Source organism: Shewanella sp. Isolate7 (genome assembly GCF_022398425.1).
Lineage (GTDB): Bacteria > Pseudomonadota > Gammaproteobacteria > Enterobacterales > Shewanellaceae > Shewanella.
The window spans coordinates 38,183-61,260 of sequence record NZ_JAKEVJ010000003.1 but is presented as its reverse complement, the minus strand read 5'-3'; the positions used below and the strand labels follow the sequence as shown (position 1 = coordinate 61,260).

Sequence of the window (23,078 nt, the reverse complement as noted above, 5' to 3'; positions counted from 1 at the left end):
GAGCGATAACGCAGTAGAAAAATGATACAGACGCTGCCCGCAGGGTTCGTCTTGAGCACGTTCAACTCTTTGTTACTCGGCTTTTATATAGAATAACTATACTTCAAGCCTCATGCCGCGATTTGAACGTGCTCAATTAGAACAAAAATTGTTCTCAAAAGGTCAACAGGCCCTAGCGCGGTCACGCACTCAGGAGGCTTTCCCTTGTACAGGCTTGAGACACAAAGACACACCAGAGACAAAGACGCGTTTTGGCAGCCGCAATTCGACGGCGAGCCAAATCATCAAGATCAGTATTACCCGCACCACCTGGGCGGTCATTCGCAGTCGCGCGCGATCCATGACAGCCTAAGTGCGCTAGCCAGCGAAGCGACAGACCAGAGCCGACAACGTCAGCTCAGCCTGAATCGTGAGATTGTCGCCCTGGTCGCGGAGCAGGCCAGGCTATCGCTCAACTAAGACGACTTAACTAGGGCTTATCGCCTGATGCGACTCATATAAGGGCGACTCATGTCAGAGCGTCCAGGTTCGAGCGACTAGGTTCGAGTGGCCAGGTTCGAGCGTCCAGGTTCGAGCGTCCAGGTTCGAGTGGCCAGGTTCGAGCGCCCCAGTTCGAGGAACAGTACTCGCGAACCAGGCGACAAGGGAGTCTAACCCCTTAAAGAATCAAGAGGCCGCTAACGGGAGCGCGGCGTGATATTGGAGAGGCTATCGAAGAATCTCTGTCTCTGCTTCTCGGCATCGAAGCGGCGCACTATCTGCCACTCCTGATACAGGGCTATTGCAAACCCTACGACCACTACCAACAAGCATCCGGCTCCCAGGTAAGTGATGATGTTTACGGCGACATCTGCTCCTGCAGAACTACTGGCGCTGCCAAAACCTATCATACACAAGCCCTTCACATAGTCTCTGGGTGACCACAAGTCACCTTCGACCTCAGGGTAGCGATGAAAAATGAAACAAGCCTTAAGCCAGCCTGCCCTCCATGAGTAGCGCCGGTTAGTAGATGCTAACTCACTGAAGTAATTTGAGTTATGGCAAGCAGCTAAATTGCGACAAAGTGTATCTCTGCGCGATTAACACAAGGGGGCGACTACTGGGTCATGATCACCAAGAACTGACTCTGCAAGGCTGGCTTATCCTGTCTGCCATACTTGATCAGCAGATCTGCCTTACCATCCAGATTTAGATCTTCGCTACTCAGCATGTCGCCATCTTTAGGCAGGGCGATCTTCAGGCTCTCTCTGCGAGCAAAGAGCGCCCCCTTGGCGTTGCCCAGAAACAGATCCAGCTCCTCTTCACCATCGGAGAGCAGCAAGTCCTGACGTCTATCGCCATTGATATCCGCCAACCTGACTACGGGCGAGCCACTCTGCCCCGAGGTCAGGCTGAAACTCAACTCCACCGACTTGCTCATGTTCGGCTTAGCAGCGAAGCGCCCCTTATCATCCATGGTAAACAGGTGCACATCCTGATCGATACTCCCCGACACCAGAGCGCCGATGATCTGCGACAGACCTATATCGAAGCCAGACACCAGCACCTCACTGCGGCCATCGAGGTCGATATCCACCAGCTCGAAACCCGTCAGGGTGCCATCACCGCGGATCACGCTCTGGGGCTGTTTGCCGAAAGTCACCCCATTCTCGCCCTGCTCCCCCAGGTAGATCTCATAGTCGTTAACCCTATCGAGCACGCCCGAACTCTTGGTATAGCGCACCACCATATCCACTATCTCATCGCCGTCGACGTCTTGCAGGGCCTCCACCTTACGGTAGACAAGATCGCTCTGATCCAGCGCCTCGCCATAGGCATCGCGTCTGTCCCACCAGTCCAGGCCACTGATCGCCTGGCTCACGGGCTGAAACCTGGGATAGCTCTCAAACTGACCATCACTATGCTGGGCATAGATCTCCAGCTCCCCCTCACCAACCTTGATGATATCGTCGCGCCCATCGCGATCCATGTCGGCAAAATAGAGCTTGGTCTCGCTGTAGCGGGCGCCGTCGCGATACAGCAGCACCTTAGGCTGAATCGCCAGGGTCTGAATCTTCCAGCCGTCGTCCTGGCTGAGGAAGAGCTGCGTCTGCTCAAACTGGCCCAGGATGAAGTCGTCACGGCCATCCCGGTTGAGCTCCCTAACAAACTCGCCGCGCGCAATAAACTCGATGCGAGGCTTTAGCACCAGCGGGGCAACATCAAACAAGGGCTCTAGTACCAGCCCCTGCTCCTTAACCCTGAGCACCGAGAGTTGAGCGCGCGACATAAAATAGACCGACTGCAGCGCATCAGCCTGCTGTGAATTGCCCAGCTGTGGCTTGGCACTCACATCATAGCGATAGAGATCGGCGGCGAGGGGCAGCTTGTGCAGCAGCTGATACTGGCCAGTATCAGTGTCTAGGCCATAGACGGCGAGCCACTTGGTCTGGCGATCATCTACGCCGATCACCAGCAGCTCCTTGTTGGCATCGCCAAGCAGGTTCAGGCTCTCCAGCGGGTGGGTCAGTTTAAAACCGGTATCGATTGTTTGGGACACGAAGGCCAGCGGCGCAACCTTATCGGCCCAGGCCTGCATGGCGCAGAGGAGCGTCAGGCTTGCGATGAGCCAAGGCGCGAGTGCACGAGTTGCCAGTTTTTTCACAGATCATTTCCCTATGTGAAGCCAAGTGGGTTCTAATCTATCGATTCCCGGCAAAAAAGAAAGTTCAGTTAATGACTTGTTACAAACAAAAACAGTCCGCGAGTCAGAACGGGATTTGCCTGACTATTCTGGCTTGGGCTTCCATGCACGAGTCATCTCCCGTCGCCCTAGCGCCCCCGGATGGGGCTTCACCCTGAATCCGGCGGCCTTCAAGTTACGCTTAAATTGACCGTTGGCACAATAGCTGACCAGCATCCCCCCCGGCATCATCATAGGATAGAGCCGGTCGAAGTTATCCTGAGTCCACAACTCTGGCTGCTTGCTCGGCGCAAAGCCATCGTAGAACACCAGGTTTATCGATTCACTCGGCAATGCCAGGCTATCCCAGGAGGCATGGATCTTATGCAGTACGAAGCCGGGAAACAGGGTGACATCCTCGCCCCAGGGCGCGCTGTGCAGGCGATCGAACAGATCCTGCAGCGCAGGCGCTAGATGTTCCTTATAGTTCAGCTGGGCGATCACATCATTGGGGACTGGATAGGCCTCGACCGTCACGAAGCGGATCGGCCTGGTGAGTTTATCCGGCTTACCGTCTGCACCTAGCACCTGCTTGAGTGTGAGCATGGCATTCATGCCCGAGCCGAACCCCAACTCGAGAATGTTCACCCGCTCGAAGGCGGGATCCAGCGCGGCAAGGCCCGACTGAATGTAGACGTGTTCAGACTCGCTGATGGCACCATTGTGGGCATGGTAACTGTCGTCAAACAGGCTGCTCATCAGGGTGTGGGAACCATCTTTGGTCATCTGCACATGGATCTTGTTCATTCTCGGGCTCGTCAAAAAGTGTTTACTGGCGCCGATTGTACCTTAGACCTAGGGTCTGTTTATCTTTCAGGTTTAATTTTTGTTCGATCTAAACGCGTTTTGCTCAAGGCGCATGCTGTGCGGCATAGTTATTCTATGTAAATAGCAGGCAACAAAGGGCAAGGCGCGTTTAGATGAACCCTTCGGGCAGCTTTTGTAGGCCATTTCTACGGCGTTATCGCCCGCTCATGTAGAATAACTACACTATACGGACTCTTCCTTGTATAAATAACCTACAAAGCGCTGCAGAAACAAACAGGAAAGGTCAACAGACCCTAGGCTTCGCATGCAAGTGTTTCCCCTTAAGCGATTTAGCCAGACTATTGCCAAAACCAAAACCAAAACCAAAACCAAAACCAAAACCAGCCAAGAGTGATCCATCTCACAGCCAAGTAGCCGCAGTAATGGGAAAATCTGCGCCACTTTCGGTCGGGATTTTCCCGGTAACCCCATGCACAGCTAACTAATACCAATCACAGTAAACATGTGATCAGAAATAGCGCAGGAAAAACGCTTGAGAACAAAGCAGGATTTTTAGATAAGTAGTTATTCTACAATTAAAAATACTAATACCGTTATCGAGCGTTTTAACAAGCTAGAATGATCAATTGTTTATTACGATTGGTATAAACCGCCTTCACGCGCTCATCAAGGCCCGAAACCTCGAAGGGAAACCGAGTTAAGCGATGGCAAAGTCGTGCATGACACACAAGCCAATGCAACCCAAAGCAAGATAACACCTAGAGTCCCTATGCCCAGCCACACCCAAGTTAGCGCCAAAGGCAATGCCCTGGCGATCGTCTCATTTCTACTGTGGGGACTCCTGCCCCTCTACTATCAGTTTCTGCCCGGTGCGGATATCACCGAGATGCTGGCGATACGCCTACTCTGCTCTGTGCCCTTCATGCTGCTGGTCTTTCTGCTACTCGGTAAGCCTCTGCCCAGTCTGGCAATACTCAAGGCCAACCTCCCCTCGGTAGCCTTGTGCGCCCTGGCGTCTGTCATCATGTGTGTCTCCTGGTACAGCTTCACCTGGGCACTCACCCATGGTCAGGTGTTGGCGGCGAGCCTGGGCTTCTTCATCAACCCGCTGTTTGCCATAGGATTAGGCGTGATCTTTCTAAAAGACAGGCTATCTGTCGCCCAGAAATGGGCTGTCATGCTTGGCGGATTGGGCATAGCTTACATGGTGATAGCCTATGGTCAGCTTCCCTGGCTGGCGCTACTCATGGGCAGCTTCTTCGCCCTCTATGGCCTGTGTAAGAAATATATCCACTTCGATTCGCTCACCTCAGTCACCATAGAGGCGGCCCTACTGACCCCCATCGCCGCCGGCTATCTGCTCTGGCTCAGCGCCACGGGCCAGAGTGAGGCGCTCTCGAGCGGTACCAGTACTCTGCTGCTCTACATCGGCTCGGCGCCCGTCACCCTGCTGCCGCTGATTTTCTTCGCCCTGGCGATTCGTCACACCAGCCTCTCCATGGTCGGCCTGTTGCAGTACATAGAACCCAGCTTGCACTTCTTGCTGGCGATCTTCCTGTTTAACGAGGCATTTGACAGCGTCAAGGCCGTGAGCTTTGCCCTCATCTGGCTGGGGCTAATCCTCTGCTCGCTGGAGGCCCTGCCCGGCCTGTGGCGCAGCCTCGCCAACCGGCGCCAGCTGAACCACTCCCGCTAAGATCTCGGCCACCACCCGGCGACTGAAGATCATCGACAGATGAAGCGGTCGCCAGATAACTCTATTGTCGGCGCCAGGCCAGTGAGAGCTGCGACTCGGCACTATGGTAAAGTCGATGGGTGTGCGAAACGAATAGAGGGCGATCCCGTTAAGCGACTCCTGGCTGCAGGCAAGCTGTGACAACAACTGACTCTTAGGGCGCAACTCACGCATCGCCCGCGACGGATAGGGCAGCCAGGCGAGATAGCTACCATGATGGGGAGAAGAGATGGAAAACAGCGCCCGGGTACGTTTATCCCCACCCAGGTGCTGCAGATAGTAACGGGCGACGATACCGCCCATGCTAAAACCTATGAGGCAAAGAGCCTCATCCTCGCCCAGGACCGACTGGATATAGCTTTGCAGCTGCTTAGCTGCGTAGGCGATTCCTCGCCGGCCATCTAAGGGACTCAGGGTCGGTGTCAGACACTCGTAGCCCTGGCGCTCAAATTGGCGACGCATCCACCCCATCACATGACCTGTATTAAAGATCCCATGCACCAACACCAGTTTCATCCCTAGGCCCTCATCCTCAACAACCGAGTAAATCACCCCCAAGGGGTAAATATTTGCTATGATCCGCGCTCACCTCAGCATACCACCGATTAGGGATCATAAGCTCATGTCGAACGCCGACCTGCTGCGCCAGGCGATCAGCCACAGAAGCGAGCTGCTCGCCGCGGCACAAGCCGCCAACACCAACTGCTTTCGCGTGTTTCACGGCACGGTCGAGGGGATAGATGGACTCACCATAGACCGCTATGGCGACGCCTGGCTGATCCAATCGTTTCACCAAAGTCTGACTCAGGAAGAACTGGATAGCCTAGGCGATGAGTTAACACACACCCAAGATCTTCCCGTCATCTACAATGATAGATCCAATAAAAACTCTCGTATTCTCAACCCGCTAACCCCCGAGCTCGACGCCTTTGCCCGCGACGAGCAGGAGATGAGCGAAAATGGCATCCGCTTCATCAGCAAGTTGCGTCACGAGGGACAAGATCCCCTGCTGTTTCTCGATATGCGTGTCGGCCGGGAATATGTGAAGGCCCACAGCCAAGGCAAGTCGGTACTGAACCTGTTTTCCTACACCTGTGGCATAGGTACGGCCGCGGCGGTTGGCGGCGCCGATTCGGTGACTAACGTAGACTTCTCCTCCTTTGCCCTGGCCGCAGGCCGTCGTAACGCCGAACTCAATGGGGTGAGCGACAAGTGCGAGTTTATTCAAAGCGATGCCTTTCCTGCCATGCGCCAACTGGCCGGGATGAAAGTTGGTGGACGTCGTAACCAGAAACTCCCCAGCTATCCTAAGCTGGCACCGCGTCAGTTCGATCTGGTGTTTCTCGACCCACCGCGTTTCGCCAAGAGTCCCTTCGGCACGGTAGATCTGATCAACGACTACCAGAGTCTGTTCAAACCCGCCATGCTGGCCACTAAGGCGGGCGGCACCATAGTCTGCTGCAACAACGTCGCCAAGGTGGAACGCCAGGCCTGGCTTGACGCCTTGATTCGCTGCGTCGAGAAACAGGGACGAAGGGTCGCGAGTCACCAATGGATCCACTGCCACCAAGACTTCCCCTCCTTCGACGGCAATCACCCGCTGAAGATAGTCGCCCTCACATTAGCCGAGGATTAACCGGCTCGCACAAAATCTGTCATGCTCATCCTTGGTTAAACTTAGCCAGGATGAGCATGGGGACGTTACAACGGGCATAAAAACGGTAAAAAACTGACCACAAACCTGAAGATTCACACCTTTAACCAATAAACCCCCAACCAGAAACAATAAATCAACAAAATACGAGCTACAAAGTCGCCAAAACAACCCTAGAAATTTAAAAACAGCTATCGAAAAACAAACCTAAAAATGATTTCCCCGAGAAGTTAAAGCGTACATTCCTTAATCGTCAAACCGATTTTGAGAGCATAAAACCTACTTTAAATACAAATTCTCTATCAAAAAACCATCAAACATCAAAATTCACTTTACTTGGCGCCTCACTCGCACTACATTTCGCTTCCCGCTAAACCCTTAATAAATGACGGCCTAACAAACATCCCCCTCCAAGCTGCCATTTACACAACTTAATTTGGAGATTATTGGTGTTAGACGTCGCCGATAACTGTAAATCGAACAATCCTACGGCACCCGTAATAGGCCTCTCTTTCTTTGCCGTCGCCTCCGGTTTTCTGATGAGCCTGATCCCCCTATCATTGGGCAACTTTGGCCTCTCGCCGGATCTCGCCCCCTGGCTCGCCAGCATCTTCTATCTGGGCCTGCTGCTGGGCGCGTTACGGGTAGAGCGACTTATCACCAAGATGGGCCACAGACGCGCCTTCGTCCTCTTTCTAACCCTACTCATTGCCAGCATAGTGGCCATGTTGTTATTGCCCCATGCTGGCATCTGGCTTGGTGCGCGCCTGTTGGCGGGTTTCGCCGTCGCGGGCGTATTTGTGGTGGTCGAATCCTGGCTGCTGATGGCAAACAGCATCAAGGCGCGTGCCAGACGACTGGGGATCTACATGGCTGCCCTCTATGGTGGCAGCGCCCTCGGCCAACTGGCCATCGGTGAGCTGGGCACCCAGGGGGTCTTACCCTATCTGTTTGTCATCGTCCTTCTCATGATGGCCATACTGGCACCTGTACTGTTCCGCTCCGGTGAGCCGGCCCATCAGGCTCAGCAGAGGCTCTCTTTTGCCGAGAGTGCCAGCCTGAGTCGCCCGGCCATCATAGGCTGCCTGGTCTCTGGCTTGCTGCTCGGCCCCATCTATGGACTGATGCCAGTCTATATCGACAATCAGGTCGACGAACCGACCCAGACGGGACTCTTGATGGCGGCGATCATCCTGGGGGGCATGGCGGTACAGCCGTTGATCAGCTATCTCTCGCCTAGAATGGATAAACGTCTGTTGATGGCCATGTATACCCTGGTGGGCCTGGTAGGTGTGGTCGGCGCTATCGAGACCAGCGCCTTGCAGCTCAAAGCGGTGAGCTACTTCATCCTGGGGGCGGCCAGTTTCGCGCTCTACCCTATCGCCATCTCGCTGGCTTGCGACAGACTACCGAGCACCAAGATAGTCTCGGCCACCGAGGTGATGTTGCTCTGCTATAGCCTGGGTTCTGTGGCGGGGCCACTGCTGGCGTTGACCCTGAGCGAAAAACGCCACGGTATGATGCTCTACCTGGCTATCTGCCTGCTGAGCACCTGTCTCTATATGTTGCTCAAGAGTGTCCAGAGGCTCGACGGCCAAACCGATAGCCTGCAGAGTTAGACCTTACTGTCCTCGCCATCGGCATCAGGCTCACCCTGCCGATGGCGTTTAGCATACCAGTTAGCCAGAGGCTGAGCCGAAAGGCCATGGGCCAGTATGCTCATCAACACTGTCACTGTCACCACGGCATAGAGGGTCTCGAACCCCTTGATGCTGCCCATCTCATGGGCGACGATCAACACATAGAGAATAGAGGCGATCCCGCGAGGGCCAAACCAGGCGATAAAGGCGCGGGTCGACAGGTCTAACTTGGTGCCGATCAGCGAGATCATCACAGGCAGCATGCGCAGCAAGGTCAGACTCAGCAGGGCATAGAGCATCACCTCCACTGTGACATAGGGCAGGGTCATGGGCACAAATGCCAGACCGAAGATAAAGAAGCTGATCAACACCAGCAGCTCCCCCTCACTCTCGGCAAAGTCTTTAATATGCCCCCTGGCCATCTTGCTGGTGTTACCGGCATAGAGACCGGCGAAGAAGGCGGCGATGAAACCATTACCCGAAAACGCCTCGGCCAGATAGAAGGCCAATATTGCCAACGCGATGGGGATCAGGTTGAGGTAGGTCTCCACCATGCCATCACGCTTAAAGCAGAAGGTTTGCAGCTTGGTGCCAAAATAACCGACGGCGCCGCCCACCAGGGCACCAAACAGGATCTGCTCCATCACATAAACCATCCAGTGTTGATCCTGAGCATCCCGTGCTTGCTCTGCGTGTGCTTAAAGTGGATAGATGCAAGGCGCAGTTTGCAGCGAATGGCCCTAGTCCTTCGCAAGAACTGTAACGCAGCAAATACCGCTGTAAGCCTCGCCCTGCGGGGCTTTGATAGCAACACCATTTCGGCGTTATTCAACTTCAGCAGGCCTCGGCATGCCCTCAGTTGAATGCCTTGAACTGTCGCTGCTATCAAAGCCAGAGCTGTGCGACGACTTGTTCGCCCCTTCCTTAGGGTCTGACACCACTGCCTTGCCAAGGGCCGCATCTGTGGGCGTCAGCAGCAGCGCTAACATCAAGAGATAGAGAAAGGGTTGGCCTGGAAAGAAGAGCCCGGCCACCAGGGTTCCCACGGCGACCGTGATAGGCAAACCAACAAACAGCAGGCGCGCCGGTAACTGCCATGACTGCTTCAGCAAGCCGAGATCCAGCAGGGCGGCATCGCTAAACAGCACCAACACCAGGGCGATCTCCACCATGATGGTGACAAACTCGGCGTCGACCTGCACCTGAGTCACATCCAATCCGAAGGGAGACAAGAACAGCCCAAAGCTGGTAAATACCATGGGCCCTGAGATATCGAAACGCGCCAGCCACTTAGAGATATAACCATAGAGCAATACGACTAAGGCAATGATAAGTATGACGATATGTTCATCCATTGAGGCTTTCCTTGGCAGTTTACAATTGGTGGACTTCTCGCACCTAAGCTAACAGAAATTATGTTCCATGGCGCTAACTGAAACGGACTATTCTCAGCCAGGCAACCAAACCAGTTCGGGCAAGGCGGTAAGATCTAAGGTATCACCCCGCTGGGCTATCACCACATGGGGAGAGCGGCTCCCTTCTGGCGCCAACTCAGCCTTGAGCCGCTCCAGGGCCTCACGCTCACCATGGATCAGTATCAGCGGCGGCGTGTGTTTAAAGTGTCGATACCAATGGATAAGCTCAGCCTGATCCGCGTGCGCCGACAGGCCGCCGACCGTATGTATCTTGGCCGCCACCGGAATATTGCGGCCATGTATGGTGAGTGACTCGGCGCCATCAACCAATAAACGCCCCGGCGTGCCTAAGGCCTGAAAGCCACAGATAATCACATCCGACTGAGGATTCGCCAGGTTATGTTCTAGGTGGCTGCGGATCCGGCCACCATTACACATGCCGCTCCCGGCTATGATGATCAAGCCCTGATGGATCTCGTTGAGCTCCATCGACTCCTGCGTGCTGTCGATAAAATCCACATTTGAGAGCAGCGGATGTTTACCCGGTGACAACCGGGTGAAACGCTTAAAGTCCTCATCCATCAGCTGATAGTTGGCCACATAGATCTGGGTCGCCTTGATCGCCATGGGGCTGTCTAGGCAGATACGCCAGTTGGACAGCGCCCACTCCTTGGCATAGAGATGAAACAGATAGAGCAGCTCCTGGGCCCGACCGACGGAAAATGCCGGCAGCAGAATGTTGCCGCGACTCTCCTTGATGGTCTTGGCAAAGATCGCCTTGAGCTCCTCAAGGGTATCGTCCCAACTGCGGTGCAACCGATCGCCATAGGTACTCTCCATCAACACCAGGTCGGCGTCATCAACAAGCGTGGGGTCATCCAGAATGGGCATCCCCGCCCGCCCCAGATCGCCACTAAACACCAGCTTCTTGCGCTCCTCCCCCTCGCCCAGCCACAACTCGACCACGGCTGAGCCTAGAATATGCCCGGCATCACACAGACGCGCCGTCAACTGGGGCACCACCTGTATAGATTGGCCATAGTCGAGCGCGACAAATTGCTTGATGACTAGAGCCACATCCTCCTCGTCGAACAAAGGCTCCAGCGGCGGCAGATCCATCTTCACCCGCTTCTTGTTAAGCCGCTCCACGTCGCGCACCTGCAACATGGCCGCATCTTGCAGCATCACCTCACACAACTCGACCGTCGCCTTATGGGTGTAGATGGGGCCGGTGAAGCCCGACTTGACCAGCAGAGGGAGGCGCCCCGAATGATCGATATGGGCATGGCTGAGCACCACGGCATGAATGTCCTTGGGCTCAAAAAGGAAGGGTTCGTGGTTGCGCAGGGCATCGAGCTTGCCTCCCTGGATCAGGCCGCAGTCGAGCAGCACCTGACGACCCGAGATATCGAGAAGATGACAGGACCCCGTCACCTCCTGGGCCGCGCCGAGAAAAGAGAGTGTCATCTGCATAACAATGTCCTGTGCATAACAGTGTCCTTAGTGTGCCCGCAACGAGCGAGGCAAAGGAAATACCAGATGCAAACGCGCCTGGAAAAATCTATCGGCTCATGATCAAAAGATAGTCTTTTTAATAGCTTCCAACCAGCTAACACGAGGTTTAATCGGCATCTACAGGCTGAACGGCTAAACATTAAAAGTGCTCGGGTTAAGTGAGAGTAAAGCTGGCACGTAGAAGCAGCTTTTTTTTAAGAAGTGCTCATCGGACACAACAAAGCGCTCTCTAGCCGAAAAGCCCAAAGCGAAATGATGAAGCGATAGCAAAAAAACTAACCATATCATGGGTCAAAAACAGCGAATGGGTAAAAGACAAAGATGACATCTATAGGTTATAGTTAATAAATCAGACGGCACACGCGCTTTTCAGGATCCCCTATGAAGCCCTATCAAGACGCTCTCTCATTGCTGGAGCAAGACCCACTCTTCAGCCAGACTCAGGTCAACACAGCCCAGCTTGCGGTGCCGGATGAGATGTTTAACGGCTGGCAGCAAACCTTAGATCTGCTGTCGGAAATCGTCGACACTCCGGCCATCCTGATCATGCGGGTGACGGAGAAAGATATCTCTGTCTTCACCACCAGCCATCATCCGGACAATCCCTATAAGCGCCATGACACAGAAAGCCTTGGCCACGGTCTCTACTGCGAGACAGTGATCAAGCGCCAAGCCGAGCTTGTGGTGCCCAACGCCCTCAAAGATAAGGATTGGGATCATAATCCCGACATCAAGCTGGGGATGATCGCCTACTGCGGCTTACCGCTCACCTGGCCCAACGGTCAGCCCTTCGGCACCCTGTGTATGCTGGACAACAAGGAGAGGGACTACGGCCGCACTTTTCGCCATCTACTGGCACGGTTTCAAAATGCCATCAATGCCAATCTCGCCAGCCTGTACCAGAGCGCCAAGCTCTTTCATCTCAACCAGATCTTAGAGACCAAGGTTCAGGAACGCACCCAGGAACTCACCAGGCTCAACAAGAAGTTATTAAGCGAGATAGAGCAGCGCACCTCAATTGAAAACTCGCTGCAATTTCATAAGGATCACGACCCATTGACCGGCCTTGCCAATCGGCTGGGCTTTGTGAACCAGCTATCGCAGCAGCTCAGTCAACCCGATGACTTGTCGACCTATGTGATCTATTTTGGCCTGCGCAACTTCAAGTCGATCAACGAGAGCTATGGCTATGTGGTCGGCGACAAGGTGTTGCAGCTCTTTAGCCAGCGTATCAAACGCATTCTAGATAAAGAGACCCTGTTTGCCCGCATCGCCGGCGCCGAATTCGTCATCGCCCACAGGGGCAAGAATCCCCTGGAGATCCCGCTGATCGACAGCATATTACAGACCGCCAATATCCCCTTCGCCCTGGCAGAGTTCAGCATCAAGATCCCCTGCTGCATTGGGGTTGCCGTCGCACCAACCGATGCCCAAGAGGCCTCGGAGCTGATGCAGAAAGCCGGTGCCGCCATGAGCATCAGCAAGGCCGAAGGCACGCCCTACAGCTTCTTTAACAAGTCGACCCAGACCAATATCGAACGCCGCTGCCTGCTGGAGTCACACCTGGTGGATGCCCTCAAGCATCAGGAGCTGAGCCTACATTATCAGCCGCTATTTAGCCTGCAACACAAACGAGTCATTGGCGCCGAGGCGCTGCTTCGCTGGCACAGCCCTCAGCTGGGCAATGTACCGCCGGATCAATTTATCAGCCTGGCGGAGCACAATGGTCAGATCATCGCCATAGGTAACTTCGTGCTGCATACCGCCATAGAACAGGCAGCCAAGTGGTTAAGCCAAGATCCCAACAGGCGCTTTCGGGTGGCGATCAACATCTCTCCGCTACAGTTTCGCGATACCGATTTTGCCGACTATATCGCCAACCTCTTAAGCCTGTACCACTTGCCTCCCTCCTCCCTGGAACTGGAGATCACCGAAGGGGTGCTGCTACAGGATGAGCAACTGGCGCAGCATATCATCGGCCGTCTGCAGGCCCTGGGGGTGAGGATCTCCCTCGACGACTTCGGCACCGGCTACTCCTCCCTGAGCTACCTGCAAAAATACTCCTTCGATACCCTGAAGATAGATCGCTGCTTCATCACTAATCTGGAGAAGAACGAGCAAGACAGGGAGCTGACCCGGGCTATTATCGCCATGGGCAAGAAACTGACGCTCAACGTGATCGCCGAAGGGGTGGAGACTCAGGCACAGGACGCCTTTATCCGCCAGGAGGAGTGCGACTTCGGCCAGGGTTATCTCTATGGCAGACCCGTGGATGCGCAAAGCTTCGAGCATGACTATCTGAGCGCTGACAGTGAATTGCCTTAGTCTCGGCTAAATGACCGCCTATTGATGAGCGCCAGTTAAACAGAAAATTGAGCGAGAATGAGCCCGTCGACAATCAAAGCAACAATTCATTAACAAACAGATTCACTCGACGCCGCGGCTGTTTTATAGTGTAGAAAAAGAAAAAGATTGCTTATGAATATTGACCCCATTGCCGAGCTGCTGGTGCTATTTATCTGCCTGCTCACCAGTACCTCTACCTTAGCCTGGGGCCTTATGGCCTACCCTTTAGGCATAGCTCCGCGCGCCAGCAGCTATTTCTCCCTTGGCAATGTGTTAATTCTATTCGGCGTACTGCTCACAACCCTCAGGGATCAGACGCCGAGTTATCTCTACTGGTTCGGCGCCGATATGCTGCTATTACTCGGTTTTGTGCTGCTCCGCAGCGGCACCCAGCGGCTGTTTCGCCTGCCTAGCAGTATCAAATTAGACGGCGCCCTGCTGCTCCTAACGGGGAGCTTGATGTTAACTCAGCCCCCGAGCGCAGAGGCCAGTGATACCCTAGGCATCTGTTTCTCCTTCATGGCAGCCAGCACCTTTCTGCTCATGGCCAGAGACAACCTGGTCGCCTTGGAAAACACAGTCAAACGCCCCATAGCCGTTGTCCTATTAAGCCCCATTGCCCTGATGGGAGTGGTTTTCGCACTAAGGGGCCTGTTACTGCTCACCGAGCCCACGCTAAAACCCCATCTGGTCAGTATTCAGAACGCAGATGCCATCCCCATGTTATGGCTGTACGTGGTGATGACCTTGTGGATCAACGTGATCATGATGGGCAACGCCCTCACCCGTCTGGTGCAGAAGATGCGCCAACAGGCAGACAGAGACTATCTCACAGGACTATGGAACCGACGCGCCATACAGCAGCAACTGGAGCAGCTGCACCAGCGCTGGCTCAGGGATGGTCAAGCCTATAGCCTGATCCTGTTCGATCTGGATTTTTTCAAACAGATTAACGACAAGTTTGGTCACTCGGCGGGGGATGCCGTGCTGGTCAAGACGGCAAAGCAGATTGGCAAGGTAACCCGTGCCATGGACATCTTCTGTCGTCTCGGCGGGGAGGAGTTTCTCATCGTCTTACCGACAACGAATAGCCATGTGGCGGAAATCATCGCCCAGAAACTGCAACAGACCCTGAGGCAATCCAGCCTCAACTGGCAGGGAGCCCTCATCCCCATCAGTGCCAGCTTCGGCATAGTCACCACGGCACCAGGCGATACGCCAGACAGCCTGTTGGCACTGGCCGATAAGGCGATGTACCGCGCCAAGGAGACTGGCAGAGATCGCTGCTGCAGTGCCCAGCAACAGCTAGGCGAGCCTAAGGCTACACCATCTCAATAGCAATCTGCTGACAGGGCGCCTTATTAGCACGAATAAGGGGCTCACTAGGATTCATCCCTTGATTGGCCAGGGGCAGGTTGGCGCTGGTATAGAGCTTAGCGAGATCGTTAATGTCTATGGCACCACGTGACTCGCTGATGATCCCTTCGGTTACCATCTTCTTCATCAGACGGGAAAAGGTTTCCGGCTGAATCGATAGGCGCGACGCCAGCACACGTTTAGGAATATCCAACTCGACCCGTCCCTGGTTGTCACCTATCTTTTGCATGTTGCGCAGCAGAAAAAGCAGCAGACGCGACTGGGCATTCTGCACCGAGAGCAGCTCTACCTCGTTAATATCCTTACGCAGTCTAACGCTCATCTCCGCCATCACGGCGATACAGGCATCGGGATTGCCCCTGAGCATGGCAAGATAAGCCTCGCTATCGAAGCTAACTAAGGTGCAGTGGGACACGGCCTGGGCCGACACGGGATAGGAGGCCTGACGGCTAAACATCAGGGCTTCGGCGAAGGTGCGTCCCTCGCGTACTACCTCTATCACCTTATCCTGCCCCTGCAGGCTGGTACGATAGAGTTGCAGATGCCCCTGGATCACTAAGTAGAAACGTTTGGCCAGATCCCCCTGATAGAACAAGTTTTCATGGGCGGCCAGGGTGATCTTGGCTGCCTGACCAAGCAGGCGACAAAGCTCCTCTTCGCCCAGTGTCGAAAACAGGTGGTGTTTGTGAATGCAGGCCTTAATCTGTGGATCGGTTATCATCGCGCCTTCCTTAGTCCTGTTGCTCCGTTAATCTAAATCACAACCTGCTGGCAAGTCGTGATCTAGATCATAATGAACAGGTATTTAGGATGAATCAAATCAAAAAGCGCGTGAAGGCATTTTTAGTGATGCATGCTATGGTCGTGAGCCTCTCCCTGGGCCGTCACTTTTGCCATCACAGACAGGATCTCACCATCGGCCAGGGTCAACGTAAGCGCCACCTCTTCGCCGAGCGCGGGCACCCCGGCGTTAAAGTCTGACATCATGCCGTGATAGCCACCGGGCGCCAGTTTTACCATGCCATGGGGCGGGATCTGAATCGCCTCAACGCCCTGCATGCGCATCACCTCATTCTCCATCAGAGTCTGGTGAAGCTCGACGATGCCTCTAGGGCTACTGATAGCCTTCAGCACCAGTGGTTTGTCGCTGGGGTTATGCAACGACAGGTAGACAGGCACGACCCGAGAGGTGGGCGGCATGCCGCGGATCCAGGCGTCGTGCACCATCAGCTCGCTGGCCTGAGCGGCGCCAATCCAGCTACAAAGCAAAACAAATAAACAGAATCGAGCTTTCATATAATTTCCTTCTTTCATGATTAAAGCAGACTCTCTATCTGCTGACGCATCTCATCTATGGGGGTACCTGTATAGAAGAAGCCACGTACCCGCTGTTTACCGTCGAGCACGAAGATCTTGGCGGTGTGGGAATAGAGATAACCCTGGCGCTTAGGCGCCTTGCTGTCTTCCAGACTCAGCTTCTTATACTCTGTCGTCACCTTCTCTTCGGCCAGCTTGGTGTAGTCGGCCTTAAAGAGCGCGGCCACTTCATCTATCTTCTCCCGCTCGTCGACCAGGCCGATAAAGCTGGGGTCAAAATAGCTGAGGTATTTATTCAGATGCTTGGGCGTGTCATAGTCGCTGTCGATGCTGATGAAGAGCACCTGAATACGCTCGCGGCTCTCGCTAGGGAGTTGATTCATCAGCTGACTGATATGCGCCATGGTGGTGGGGCAGATGTCGGCGCAGTTGGTGTAACCGAAAAACATCATCACCACCTTGTCGCTAAAGTCCGACAGGCGCACCTCGCCTCCCTTGCTGCTGCGCAGGCTAAAGTCGCCGCCAATCCCCTTGAGGATTGGCATGTTCGCCATGCTAGCGCCGCTAATCAGGCTACCTATGAGCAGCAGGCAGAGGCTCAGCACCAGATTAAACTTACGTTGAATAGCTTGTGTCATACTCAATTCCTTCTCTGTGAGACTAGGGCCTGTTGACCTTTCAAGTTTAATTTTTGTTCAATCTAAACGCGTTTTTGCGCGAGGCGAGAGCCATGAAGCATAGTTACTCTATGTGAATGGCGAACAACAAAGAAATCGTCTGGAACGATTTCTAACAGCGTCGCTGACCGCCTGCGGTGAAAGGCAGGAAGCCTTTCATAAAGTGCAGCGCGCGTTTAGATGAACCCGTTGGGCAGCGTTTGTAGGCCATTTCTACAGCGTTATCGCCAGTTTGTGTAGAGGACTACACGACACAGGCTCTGCCTTGTATAAATCACCTTCAAACTGCTGCAAAAACAAACGGCAAAGCTCAACAGACCCTAACAACGCACCTCGGCGCCGAGATCGGTTACCGGCGGCAGATACTCTGCGCGGTATAGCATAACCTTGGCCCCCTCGGGCGTAACGACCAGCAACATAGTGACGCCGACCCTCGCCAGTTCCACATCGCCGTCGCTATTGGTGGCGGTCCACTGATACTCAAAGCTCAGGCGGTATTGCCCATCCTCTGGTGTGAGGCTGTAATTCTTGATCACCCGGCGACTGTTACTGTGATTAAGGCTGTGCAGATAGGCGAGATACTGACTCGGGGTCTGGCTAGCATATTCCGGGCCGGTAAAGCTTGCATCTTTAGCCAGCAGACCGAGCAGAGTCACGTCATCGAGCTTGTCGAGCGACTCGGTCCAGCGGTATAACGCGGCGCGAACCAGGTTTATCTCTGCCGCAGGTCGATAGCGAGAGGTAAAATCATCATACTCGTTGACCAGGGTGACGCTGCTGCGCACCAGGCCTTGGCTATCCAGGCTCAGGCGCTGCACCACATATTGGCCCTGCACCTCTGTCTCGCCCTCGCCAGTAGCGGGGTTGGCAGAGAGATTAGGAGAAGTGAGCTGAAACTCTGTCTCCACCTCTACCTCTATGCCATCTTGGCTGCGGCTGATGAGGTTGATAGACATCAGATGATGGGCGCCGTTACCGGGTTGGCTACCGGCATACTCGGCGTGATCGACCAGATCCCTCTGTGGCGCAAGACGCTTGTCTGCTTGGCCCATATCCAGACTGGCATACCAGAGATACACGCTAGCCTCCAGGCCATAATCCACCTCGGCGGCCTCTGTGCGTGGACTCATAGAGACGAGTCCCAGCATCATCAGCAATCCCACCAGGAATAACCTTTGCATCTGCACCTCCCCAAGTCGTGATGATAGGTGGCTCGAGCCTAACCTAGACTCGAGCCTTGTGGCCTTAGGCCGTGGCTATGCTAGATGGCTTCTTGATCTGCACCATCAGGTTGTCATCCCACTCACCGTCGACCTTAATGTGGGCGGCGGCCCCTTTCATGATCGCCTCGATCAGGTTGTGGTTCACATAGGCATAGAGGCCTGGCTGACGGAAGTTATACAGGGCGGCACAGGCACTACCACCGGCGACCATCCAGGTTTCCAGGTTGGTCTGCGGCGCATCGGTGAAGGAACCGGCCGGCCAGACATAGTCGCCGTGTCCGCCGATGATGTGAGGACGGGTGTCACGGTTGGCCTGTGAGTGAATGAAGAGTACAGACTCACCCACCTTGGCGGTCATGGCATTCTTACCTGTCAGGGCACCCACACCACCGTTAAACACTACATGAGAAGGGGTAAGCGTCTTCATCACTTCCAGCACATCATTCATGCTGCCCATCACAGTGTCGTAGGCCTTGTATTTACCCTTGGCATCCTTAGGCACATAGAAGTCGGCTTCACCAATATAGTAGGCCTTATCATATTTGATTGGCTTGCCGGCGGCGTCTGTTAGTCCCTCACGAGGCAATACCATGATGGCACCGTGCATACCCATGGCCACGTGCCAAGGGATCATCACCCCGCCCGGCGCACAGTGATAGACGAAGGTACCCGCCTTGGTCGCCTTGAAGCGGAAGGTAACCTCCTGGCCAGGAGAAACCAGGGTCAATTCGCCGCCGCCCAGTGCACCTGTGGCAGCATGCAGGTCGATGTTGTGAGCCAGAGCATTGCTGGCAGGGTTAACCAGTGTCAACTCGACAAAGTCATGTTGATGGCAGACGATGAGCGGACCAGGCACGCTGCCATTGAAGGCGCACACCCAGGCCTTGGTGCCATTTTCCAGCTCTATCTGCTTCTCTTCTACCACCAGTTTCACCTGTACCACCTTGGGCTTACCCTTGGCGACCTGATCATGCTTAGGCACCATAGGTGGTGGCACTAACTCTTGAGTCACGCGTTCCAGCTGATCGGCCTTGTAGTTAGCCATGCGGTCCGACTTAGTCTGTGTGGTGGCCGAGGCACTGCCAGAAACCAGGCCTGCCGCCATACCCGCGCCCACTATGCCCAAACCGACTGAACCACTTAAGAAGCTACGACGTTGCTGATCGACATTGACTGCAGGGGTAGAAGATTGCTTTTTCATAAAATACTCCGTTGTTAGCGCATTTCACCAAAGGGGTTCAAACTGCCAGAGCCACTGTGATGAAGGTGTTATTACCTTGTTGCGCTAAGATTATTCCTTTGGCGCGGATTGAAATTGACTTTGGTCAAGTCGCTCAAGAAATTTCAATTTGGCTAAATTAGCCAAGAAAGGCGGCTAAATGTCGGCGAAAAAACGGGCATAAATTGAGGTAAAAATGCTCGCCAACCCAGACGGCAAGCGAGTTAAAAGGACAATAGAAAGCAAGTATCAGACTGTCAAAGTGACCAAGCGAGTCCCACCAGCCTAGACCAAGTGTATATTTTTATTTACAGGCGGAGTGGAAAGGAGCGATGAAAAAGTCGGCAGTCAGCAGCGGCTGTCCACCGACGGATGAAGGGCAAACTTAAGACTCAAATGCCTGCAACCAATGTTTAAACAGCGCATTAACTTGCTGTTTTTCATCGAGCGACAGGCGACTGGTTAACGCCTGCTGAACCGCCACATGGGCCAGGATAGCCTCGTCGATCAGTGCGAGCCCAGCCGCCGTCAGCCCGACACTGACGCTACGCCTGTCTTCCTGACTATGGCTGCGCGACACCAGTCCCTTCTTCTCCAGTCCGTCGACACGATTGGTCATGGCTCCCGAGGTGAGCATCATGGCCGCGAGCAGGTCAGACGGTGTCAAACGATAGGGTTCTCCCGAGCGGCGCAGGGTCGCCAACACATCGAACTCCCCCATGCTGATACCAAACTGCTTGTGGCAGGCGCTCACCTCTGCCTCCAGATGCTTGTGGATACGCATCAGACGGCCGAGAATCGCCATGGGTAGGGTATCGAGTTGCGGTTTCTCCTTGGCCCATTGGGCTGTGAGGCGATCGACGCCATCGAGGTGATCTGAGTTCATCTGCTCTCCGGGAACAATTGGGGTTAATGATTTCGACTTACTTATCCCGAGCTCAGGATAGTTAGGTGACGCGGCTACCACCGCGATTTATCTTCAGGTAAAGATAATTAATCCTGAGGTACTTTACAAGCAGAAACAAAAGGCGCAGACTAATATCTTCACATAAAGATACTTTTTATTGAGATAAATATGAACATCCTCCTTGCCATGATCCCCGCCTTCTTCTGGGGCACCACCTATGCGGTGACCCAATATACCCTGCCAGATTGGCCCCCCCTGTTATTGGGCGCCTTGCGGGCACTGCCGGCTGGCCTGATCCTGCTGGCAATCAAACCCAGCCTGCCCAAGCGTCAGGAGTGGAGCCTGCTGTTTCGACTGGGCTTTATCAATATCGCCGCCTTCTTTAGCCTGATCTTCGTCATGGCACTCACCCTGCCGTCGGCCATCTCTGGCGTGGGCATGATCTCGGTGCCGGTATTTGCCATGCTCTACCAGTGGCTGTTTCACGGACGTCGTCCCGGCCTGACCCAGGGCTTCTTCGGCCTGGTGCTGATCGCCCTGGCCTGGCTGTTGTTCAATCCCAACTCCATCAGTCTCAACCCCATAGGACTCCTGGCCATGCTGGCGGCCATAGCTTGTATCATTGTCGGCAGCGGCATCACTAAGGCACTAGGGAATCGTATGCATTGGTGGACGGTATTAACCTGGCAGCTGATCATAGGGGGTGTATTGCTTAGTCTGGCGGCAGGCGTTCATGCCTGGTTAGCGCCGCAGAACTATGCCGGCGCCCTGACACAACTGAGCCTAAGCAACGCCGTCGGCATAGGCTGGATTATCCTGCTCAATACCGTGCTGGGCTATATCATGTATGTGTGGCTGCTACAGCGCATGAGTGTGGTGGACTTTACCTTCGGTGGCATCGCCAATCCGGTCGCCGGTATTGTGTCGGGCATGGTGCTCATGGGCGAATCCTTCACGCCCCATCAGTACCTGCTGATGCTGGCCATGATAACCGCCTCCCTGATGCCACAGATCATCGGCCTGATCGGCGAACGCAGGCGTATCGCTCAGGCGAAATCCCAATAGGCTTCACAATAATCGACGTCGGAGTTCCCCCATAGTACGCAAAGGGTTACCATGGCTTTTTCATTATTTAACAGGAAGATAAATCAGTATGAAAATTAGCGCACGCAATAACCTAACCGGTAAGATCAAGGCAATTGAGGAAGGTTCGGTAAACAACGAAGTCGTGATCGAATTGGCTCCAGGCGTCGAGATCACCTCAGTGGTCACCAAGAGATCATGCCAAGAGTTGGGTCTGGTCGTGGGCGGCGAAGCCTATGCCATCATCAAGGCAAGCAATGTGATGATCGCCGTAGACTAAGGCCAGTTGACTTTTTGAGAACAAATTTTGTTCTCATTGAGCACGTTCAAATCGCGGCATAAGGCTTGAAGTAGTTATTCTATATAAAAGCCGAGTAACAAAGAGTTGAACGTGCTCAAGACGAACCCTGCAAAAATAAACTTGAAAGATAAACAGGCTCTAATCATTCTCTGAGAGATTGATTAAGGCATGGGATCTGTTTTAACGCCGTTTCTTAATCGCGGGTTAGAAAAGTGTCCTATGCCGAAACTCATTCCTGCCTCTAATCTAAATACTGCCAAGTATCGGCACCATCGAAATGACGGATGCGAATAGACTCCCCTAGCGGCTCGGTTGCCATCCTGAAATTGAGCGCTATCCTCGGCTCGCTCACCTTGTCCGTGGTCAGCGTATGGGTCACACAGCCACAGGTCCTGCAGTGATAGAAGAGCAAGTATTTATCCCCATGGCTGTAACCCGCGGTCGCGCCATCCGCTCGCGCGTTCAGGCTGACCTCCTTAGGGTCGAAATAGCCCCACAGGGCGGCATAACGGCTACAGATGGAGCAGTTGCAAGAGGTTAAGGTGTCCGGTGGTGTCGCTAGGGTCAGCTGTACCTGCCCACAATGACAAGAGAGTTGCATGCTAAAACGTCCTTATTTTTGAGTCATGCCTAACCTATAAGGTTAACCCTCTCATATCAAGGCGCGCTCTTTAAGTGCTATCTATCAAGACGAGCTTATCAAGCGATGACGCGCGAGTGTCGGTTACTGTTAGCCGTTAGTTATATCCCAGGACATAACAATCTGGCTCTTCATCTTTAAGATCTGTCTCGTTACCCGCCAGCATCTCCTGCAGCCATTGTCGACGTATCATGGCGCCGTGATCAGAATCGGTTTCGGTTACGCTACGCGCTGTGTTTGTTTCATGTTCCATAATCAATACCCAATTTATCTTAGCTCGCCGGTAAATCACCCAGCCCTAATTAAGCATTTGAGAGCACAACAAAACGCCCGCCGCGTTTAATTTATCAAACACTTGAATTTGATTAAAAGACTGAAAACTATTGATGTCAATGAATTTTATTGGTCATACAAATAAACCAAGAAAAGTGGCAAAGGAAATCATCAACCCAGCAAGAGATTGATTAATTTGATTTTTATAAAGTGAATTTTATATTCAATCTTACCAAAACAATAAACCAAGCCAGATTTATCCTTAA

Annotated in this window: 23 protein-coding genes; 8 read left to right on the top strand and 15 right to left on the bottom strand. The window is 53.8% G+C overall.

The features are described 5' to 3' along the window. Window positions 1-204: 204 nt before the first annotated feature. Window positions 205-459: a hypothetical protein gene (locus L1D47_RS01345; RefSeq protein ID WP_239882264.1), complete on the top strand. Its 255-nt coding sequence runs from the start codon at window positions 205-207 to the stop codon at window positions 457-459. 218 nt (window positions 460-677) lie between these two features. Here L1D47_RS01345 and L1D47_RS01340 read toward each other — a convergent pair whose 3' ends face one another. The 3 genes from L1D47_RS01340 to mnmD form a co-directional block, all read right to left on the bottom strand. Continuing rightward, a complete protein-coding gene (locus L1D47_RS01340) occupies window positions 678-926 on the bottom strand; it encodes an intracellular growth attenuator family protein (protein WP_239882263.1) in 249 nt (82 codons plus the stop codon). A 170-nt stretch (window positions 927-1,096) separates the two neighbouring features. Then, window positions 1,097-2,644: a VCBS repeat-containing protein gene (locus L1D47_RS01335; RefSeq protein ID WP_239882262.1), complete on the bottom strand. Its 1,548-nt coding sequence runs from the start codon at window positions 2,642-2,644 to the stop codon at window positions 1,097-1,099. A gap of 123 nt (window positions 2,645-2,767) precedes the next feature. Beyond that, the gene (gene mnmD, locus L1D47_RS01330; RefSeq protein WP_239882261.1) at window positions 2,768-3,469 is read right to left on the bottom strand and encodes a tRNA (5-methylaminomethyl-2-thiouridine)(34)-methyltransferase MnmD; all 702 of its coding nucleotides are present in this window, start codon (window positions 3,467-3,469) and stop codon (window positions 2,768-2,770) included. 790 nt (window positions 3,470-4,259) lie between these two features. On the opposite strand from mnmD, the gene rarD reads away from it, so the two are divergent. Beyond that, complete coding sequence (rarD, locus tag L1D47_RS01325) at window positions 4,260-5,186, top strand: EamA family transporter RarD (protein ID WP_239882286.1); 927 nt, start codon at window positions 4,260-4,262, stop codon at window positions 5,184-5,186. Here rarD and L1D47_RS01320 read toward each other — a convergent pair. Further along, window positions 5,106-5,741 (bottom strand): alpha/beta fold hydrolase, encoded by a 636-nt coding sequence (locus tag L1D47_RS01320; RefSeq protein WP_239882260.1) that lies wholly within the window; start codon window positions 5,739-5,741, stop codon window positions 5,106-5,108. The genes rarD and L1D47_RS01320 overlap by 81 nt on opposite strands. Before the next feature lie 106 nt (window positions 5,742-5,847). Here L1D47_RS01320 and L1D47_RS01315 point away from each other — a divergent pair, with 106 nt between their 5' ends. Together L1D47_RS01315 and L1D47_RS01310 are read left to right on the top strand one after the other, a co-directional pair. Next, window positions 5,848-6,861, top strand: coding sequence for a class I SAM-dependent methyltransferase (locus L1D47_RS01315; protein ID WP_239882259.1), 1,014 nt, complete (start codon window positions 5,848-5,850; stop codon window positions 6,859-6,861). A gap of 467 nt (window positions 6,862-7,328) precedes the next feature. Further along, window positions 7,329-8,498 (top strand): MFS transporter, encoded by a 1,170-nt coding sequence (locus tag L1D47_RS01310; protein WP_239882258.1) that lies wholly within the window; start codon window positions 7,329-7,331, stop codon window positions 8,496-8,498. Here L1D47_RS01310 and L1D47_RS01305 read toward each other — a convergent pair. The 3 genes from L1D47_RS01305 to L1D47_RS01295 all read right to left on the bottom strand — a co-directional run bounded on the left by L1D47_RS01305 (window position 8,495) and on the right by L1D47_RS01295 (window position 11,407). Beyond that, complete coding sequence (locus L1D47_RS01305; RefSeq protein ID WP_239882257.1) at window positions 8,495-9,175, bottom strand: cation:proton antiporter; 681 nt, start codon at window positions 9,173-9,175, stop codon at window positions 8,495-8,497. The genes L1D47_RS01310 and L1D47_RS01305 overlap by 4 nt on opposite strands. A gap of 168 nt (window positions 9,176-9,343) precedes the next feature. Next, complete coding sequence (locus tag L1D47_RS01300) at window positions 9,344-9,874, bottom strand: cation:proton antiporter (RefSeq protein WP_239882256.1); 531 nt, start codon at window positions 9,872-9,874, stop codon at window positions 9,344-9,346. Between the two features lie 93 nt (window positions 9,875-9,967). After that, on the bottom strand, window positions 9,968-11,407 hold the full coding sequence (locus L1D47_RS01295) for an MBL fold metallo-hydrolase (protein ID WP_239882255.1): 1,440 nt from the start codon (window positions 11,405-11,407) through the stop codon (window positions 9,968-9,970). Window positions 11,408-11,830: 423 nt separating this feature from the next. Here L1D47_RS01295 and L1D47_RS01290 point away from each other — a divergent pair, with 423 nt between their 5' ends. Continuing rightward, a complete protein-coding gene (locus L1D47_RS01290; RefSeq protein WP_239882254.1) occupies window positions 11,831-13,774 on the top strand; it encodes a GGDEF domain-containing protein in 1,944 nt (647 codons plus the stop codon). Window positions 13,775-13,927: 153 nt separating this feature from the next. After that, window positions 13,928-15,133 (top strand): GGDEF domain-containing protein, encoded by a 1,206-nt coding sequence (locus tag L1D47_RS01285; protein ID WP_239882253.1) that lies wholly within the window; start codon window positions 13,928-13,930, stop codon window positions 15,131-15,133. Here the strand turns inward: L1D47_RS01285 and L1D47_RS01280 are convergent. The 6 genes from L1D47_RS01280 to L1D47_RS01255 form a co-directional block, all read right to left on the bottom strand. Then, window positions 15,117-15,893, bottom strand: a complete 777-nt coding sequence (locus tag L1D47_RS01280; protein ID WP_041509915.1) for a Crp/Fnr family transcriptional regulator — start codon at window positions 15,891-15,893, stop codon at window positions 15,117-15,119. The genes L1D47_RS01285 and L1D47_RS01280 overlap by 17 nt on opposite strands. 122 nt (window positions 15,894-16,015) lie before the next feature. Next, the gene (locus L1D47_RS01275; protein WP_041509914.1) at window positions 16,016-16,468 is read right to left on the bottom strand and encodes a copper chaperone PCu(A)C; all 453 of its coding nucleotides are present in this window, start codon (window positions 16,466-16,468) and stop codon (window positions 16,016-16,018) included. A gap of 20 nt (window positions 16,469-16,488) precedes the next feature. Continuing rightward, window positions 16,489-17,127, bottom strand: a complete 639-nt coding sequence (locus L1D47_RS01270; protein ID WP_239882252.1) for an SCO family protein — start codon at window positions 17,125-17,127, stop codon at window positions 16,489-16,491. Window positions 17,128-17,486: 359 nt separating this feature from the next. Beyond that, window positions 17,487-18,347, bottom strand: a complete 861-nt coding sequence (locus L1D47_RS01265; protein ID WP_239882251.1) for a hypothetical protein — start codon at window positions 18,345-18,347, stop codon at window positions 17,487-17,489. A gap of 64 nt (window positions 18,348-18,411) precedes the next feature. Continuing rightward, on the bottom strand, window positions 18,412-19,590 hold the full coding sequence (gene nirK, locus L1D47_RS01260; protein ID WP_239849477.1) for a copper-containing nitrite reductase: 1,179 nt from the start codon (window positions 19,588-19,590) through the stop codon (window positions 18,412-18,414). 403 nt (window positions 19,591-19,993) lie between these two features. Further along, the gene (locus tag L1D47_RS01255) at window positions 19,994-20,494 is read right to left on the bottom strand and encodes a MarR family transcriptional regulator (protein WP_041509911.1); all 501 of its coding nucleotides are present in this window, start codon (window positions 20,492-20,494) and stop codon (window positions 19,994-19,996) included. A gap of 189 nt (window positions 20,495-20,683) precedes the next feature. Here L1D47_RS01255 and L1D47_RS01250 point away from each other — a divergent pair, with 189 nt between their 5' ends. After that, window positions 20,684-21,580, top strand: coding sequence for an EamA family transporter (locus L1D47_RS01250; RefSeq protein WP_239882250.1), 897 nt, complete (start codon window positions 20,684-20,686; stop codon window positions 21,578-21,580). An 88-nt stretch (window positions 21,581-21,668) separates the two neighbouring features. Beyond that, window positions 21,669-21,878 (top strand): molybdopterin-binding protein, encoded by a 210-nt coding sequence (locus L1D47_RS01245; RefSeq protein WP_041509909.1) that lies wholly within the window; start codon window positions 21,669-21,671, stop codon window positions 21,876-21,878. A gap of 262 nt (window positions 21,879-22,140) precedes the next feature. Here the strand turns inward: L1D47_RS01245 and L1D47_RS01240 are convergent, their stop codons facing one another. Both L1D47_RS01240 and L1D47_RS01235 read right to left on the bottom strand, forming a co-directional pair. Next, the gene (locus L1D47_RS01240; protein ID WP_239882249.1) at window positions 22,141-22,500 is read right to left on the bottom strand and encodes an aldehyde-activating protein; all 360 of its coding nucleotides are present in this window, start codon (window positions 22,498-22,500) and stop codon (window positions 22,141-22,143) included. A gap of 136 nt (window positions 22,501-22,636) precedes the next feature. Beyond that, window positions 22,637-22,792 carry a hypothetical protein gene (locus L1D47_RS01235; RefSeq protein WP_239882248.1) on the bottom strand — a complete coding sequence of 52 codons (156 nt, stop codon included), beginning with the start codon at window positions 22,790-22,792 and terminating at the stop codon, window positions 22,637-22,639. Window positions 22,793-23,078 lie beyond the last annotated feature (286 nt).

Coding starts and splice junctions, on each gene's coding strand:
- L1D47_RS01295 (WP_239882255.1), bottom strand. CDS start 11,407: ATGCAGATGACACTCTCTTTTCTCGGCGCGGCCCAGGAGGTGACGGGG.
- L1D47_RS01265 (WP_239882251.1), bottom strand. CDS start 18,347: ATGCAAAGGTTATTCCTGGTGGGATTGCTGATGATGCTGGGACTCGTC.
- L1D47_RS01245 (WP_041509909.1), top strand. CDS start 21,669: ATGAAAATTAGCGCACGCAATAACCTAACCGGTAAGATCAAGGCAATT.
- L1D47_RS01280 (WP_041509915.1), bottom strand. CDS start 15,893: ATGATAACCGATCCACAGATTAAGGCCTGCATTCACAAACACCACCTG.
- L1D47_RS01275 (WP_041509914.1), bottom strand. CDS start 16,468: ATGAAAGCTCGATTCTGTTTATTTGTTTTGCTTTGTAGCTGGATTGGC.
- L1D47_RS01235 (WP_239882248.1), bottom strand. CDS start 22,792: ATGGAACATGAAACAAACACAGCGCGTAGCGTAACCGAAACCGATTCT.
- nirK (WP_239849477.1), bottom strand. CDS start 19,590: ATGAAAAAGCAATCTTCTACCCCTGCAGTCAATGTCGATCAGCAACGT.
- mnmD (WP_239882261.1), bottom strand. CDS start 3,469: ATGAACAAGATCCATGTGCAGATGACCAAAGATGGTTCCCACACCCTG.
- L1D47_RS01320 (WP_239882260.1), bottom strand. CDS start 5,741: ATGAAACTGGTGTTGGTGCATGGGATCTTTAATACAGGTCATGTGATG.
- L1D47_RS01240 (WP_239882249.1), bottom strand. CDS start 22,500: ATGCAACTCTCTTGTCATTGTGGGCAGGTACAGCTGACCCTAGCGACA.
- L1D47_RS01255 (WP_041509911.1), bottom strand. CDS start 20,494: ATGAACTCAGATCACCTCGATGGCGTCGATCGCCTCACAGCCCAATGG.
- L1D47_RS01270 (WP_239882252.1), bottom strand. CDS start 17,127: ATGACACAAGCTATTCAACGTAAGTTTAATCTGGTGCTGAGCCTCTGC.
- L1D47_RS01305 (WP_239882257.1), bottom strand. CDS start 9,175: ATGGTTTATGTGATGGAGCAGATCCTGTTTGGTGCCCTGGTGGGCGGC.
- rarD (WP_239882286.1), top strand. CDS start 4,260: ATGCCCAGCCACACCCAAGTTAGCGCCAAAGGCAATGCCCTGGCGATC.
- L1D47_RS01300 (WP_239882256.1), bottom strand. CDS start 9,874: ATGGATGAACATATCGTCATACTTATCATTGCCTTAGTCGTATTGCTC.
- L1D47_RS01290 (WP_239882254.1), top strand. CDS start 11,831: ATGAAGCCCTATCAAGACGCTCTCTCATTGCTGGAGCAAGACCCACTC.
- L1D47_RS01285 (WP_239882253.1), top strand. CDS start 13,928: ATGAATATTGACCCCATTGCCGAGCTGCTGGTGCTATTTATCTGCCTG.
- L1D47_RS01315 (WP_239882259.1), top strand. CDS start 5,848: ATGTCGAACGCCGACCTGCTGCGCCAGGCGATCAGCCACAGAAGCGAG.
- L1D47_RS01250 (WP_239882250.1), top strand. CDS start 20,684: ATGAACATCCTCCTTGCCATGATCCCCGCCTTCTTCTGGGGCACCACC.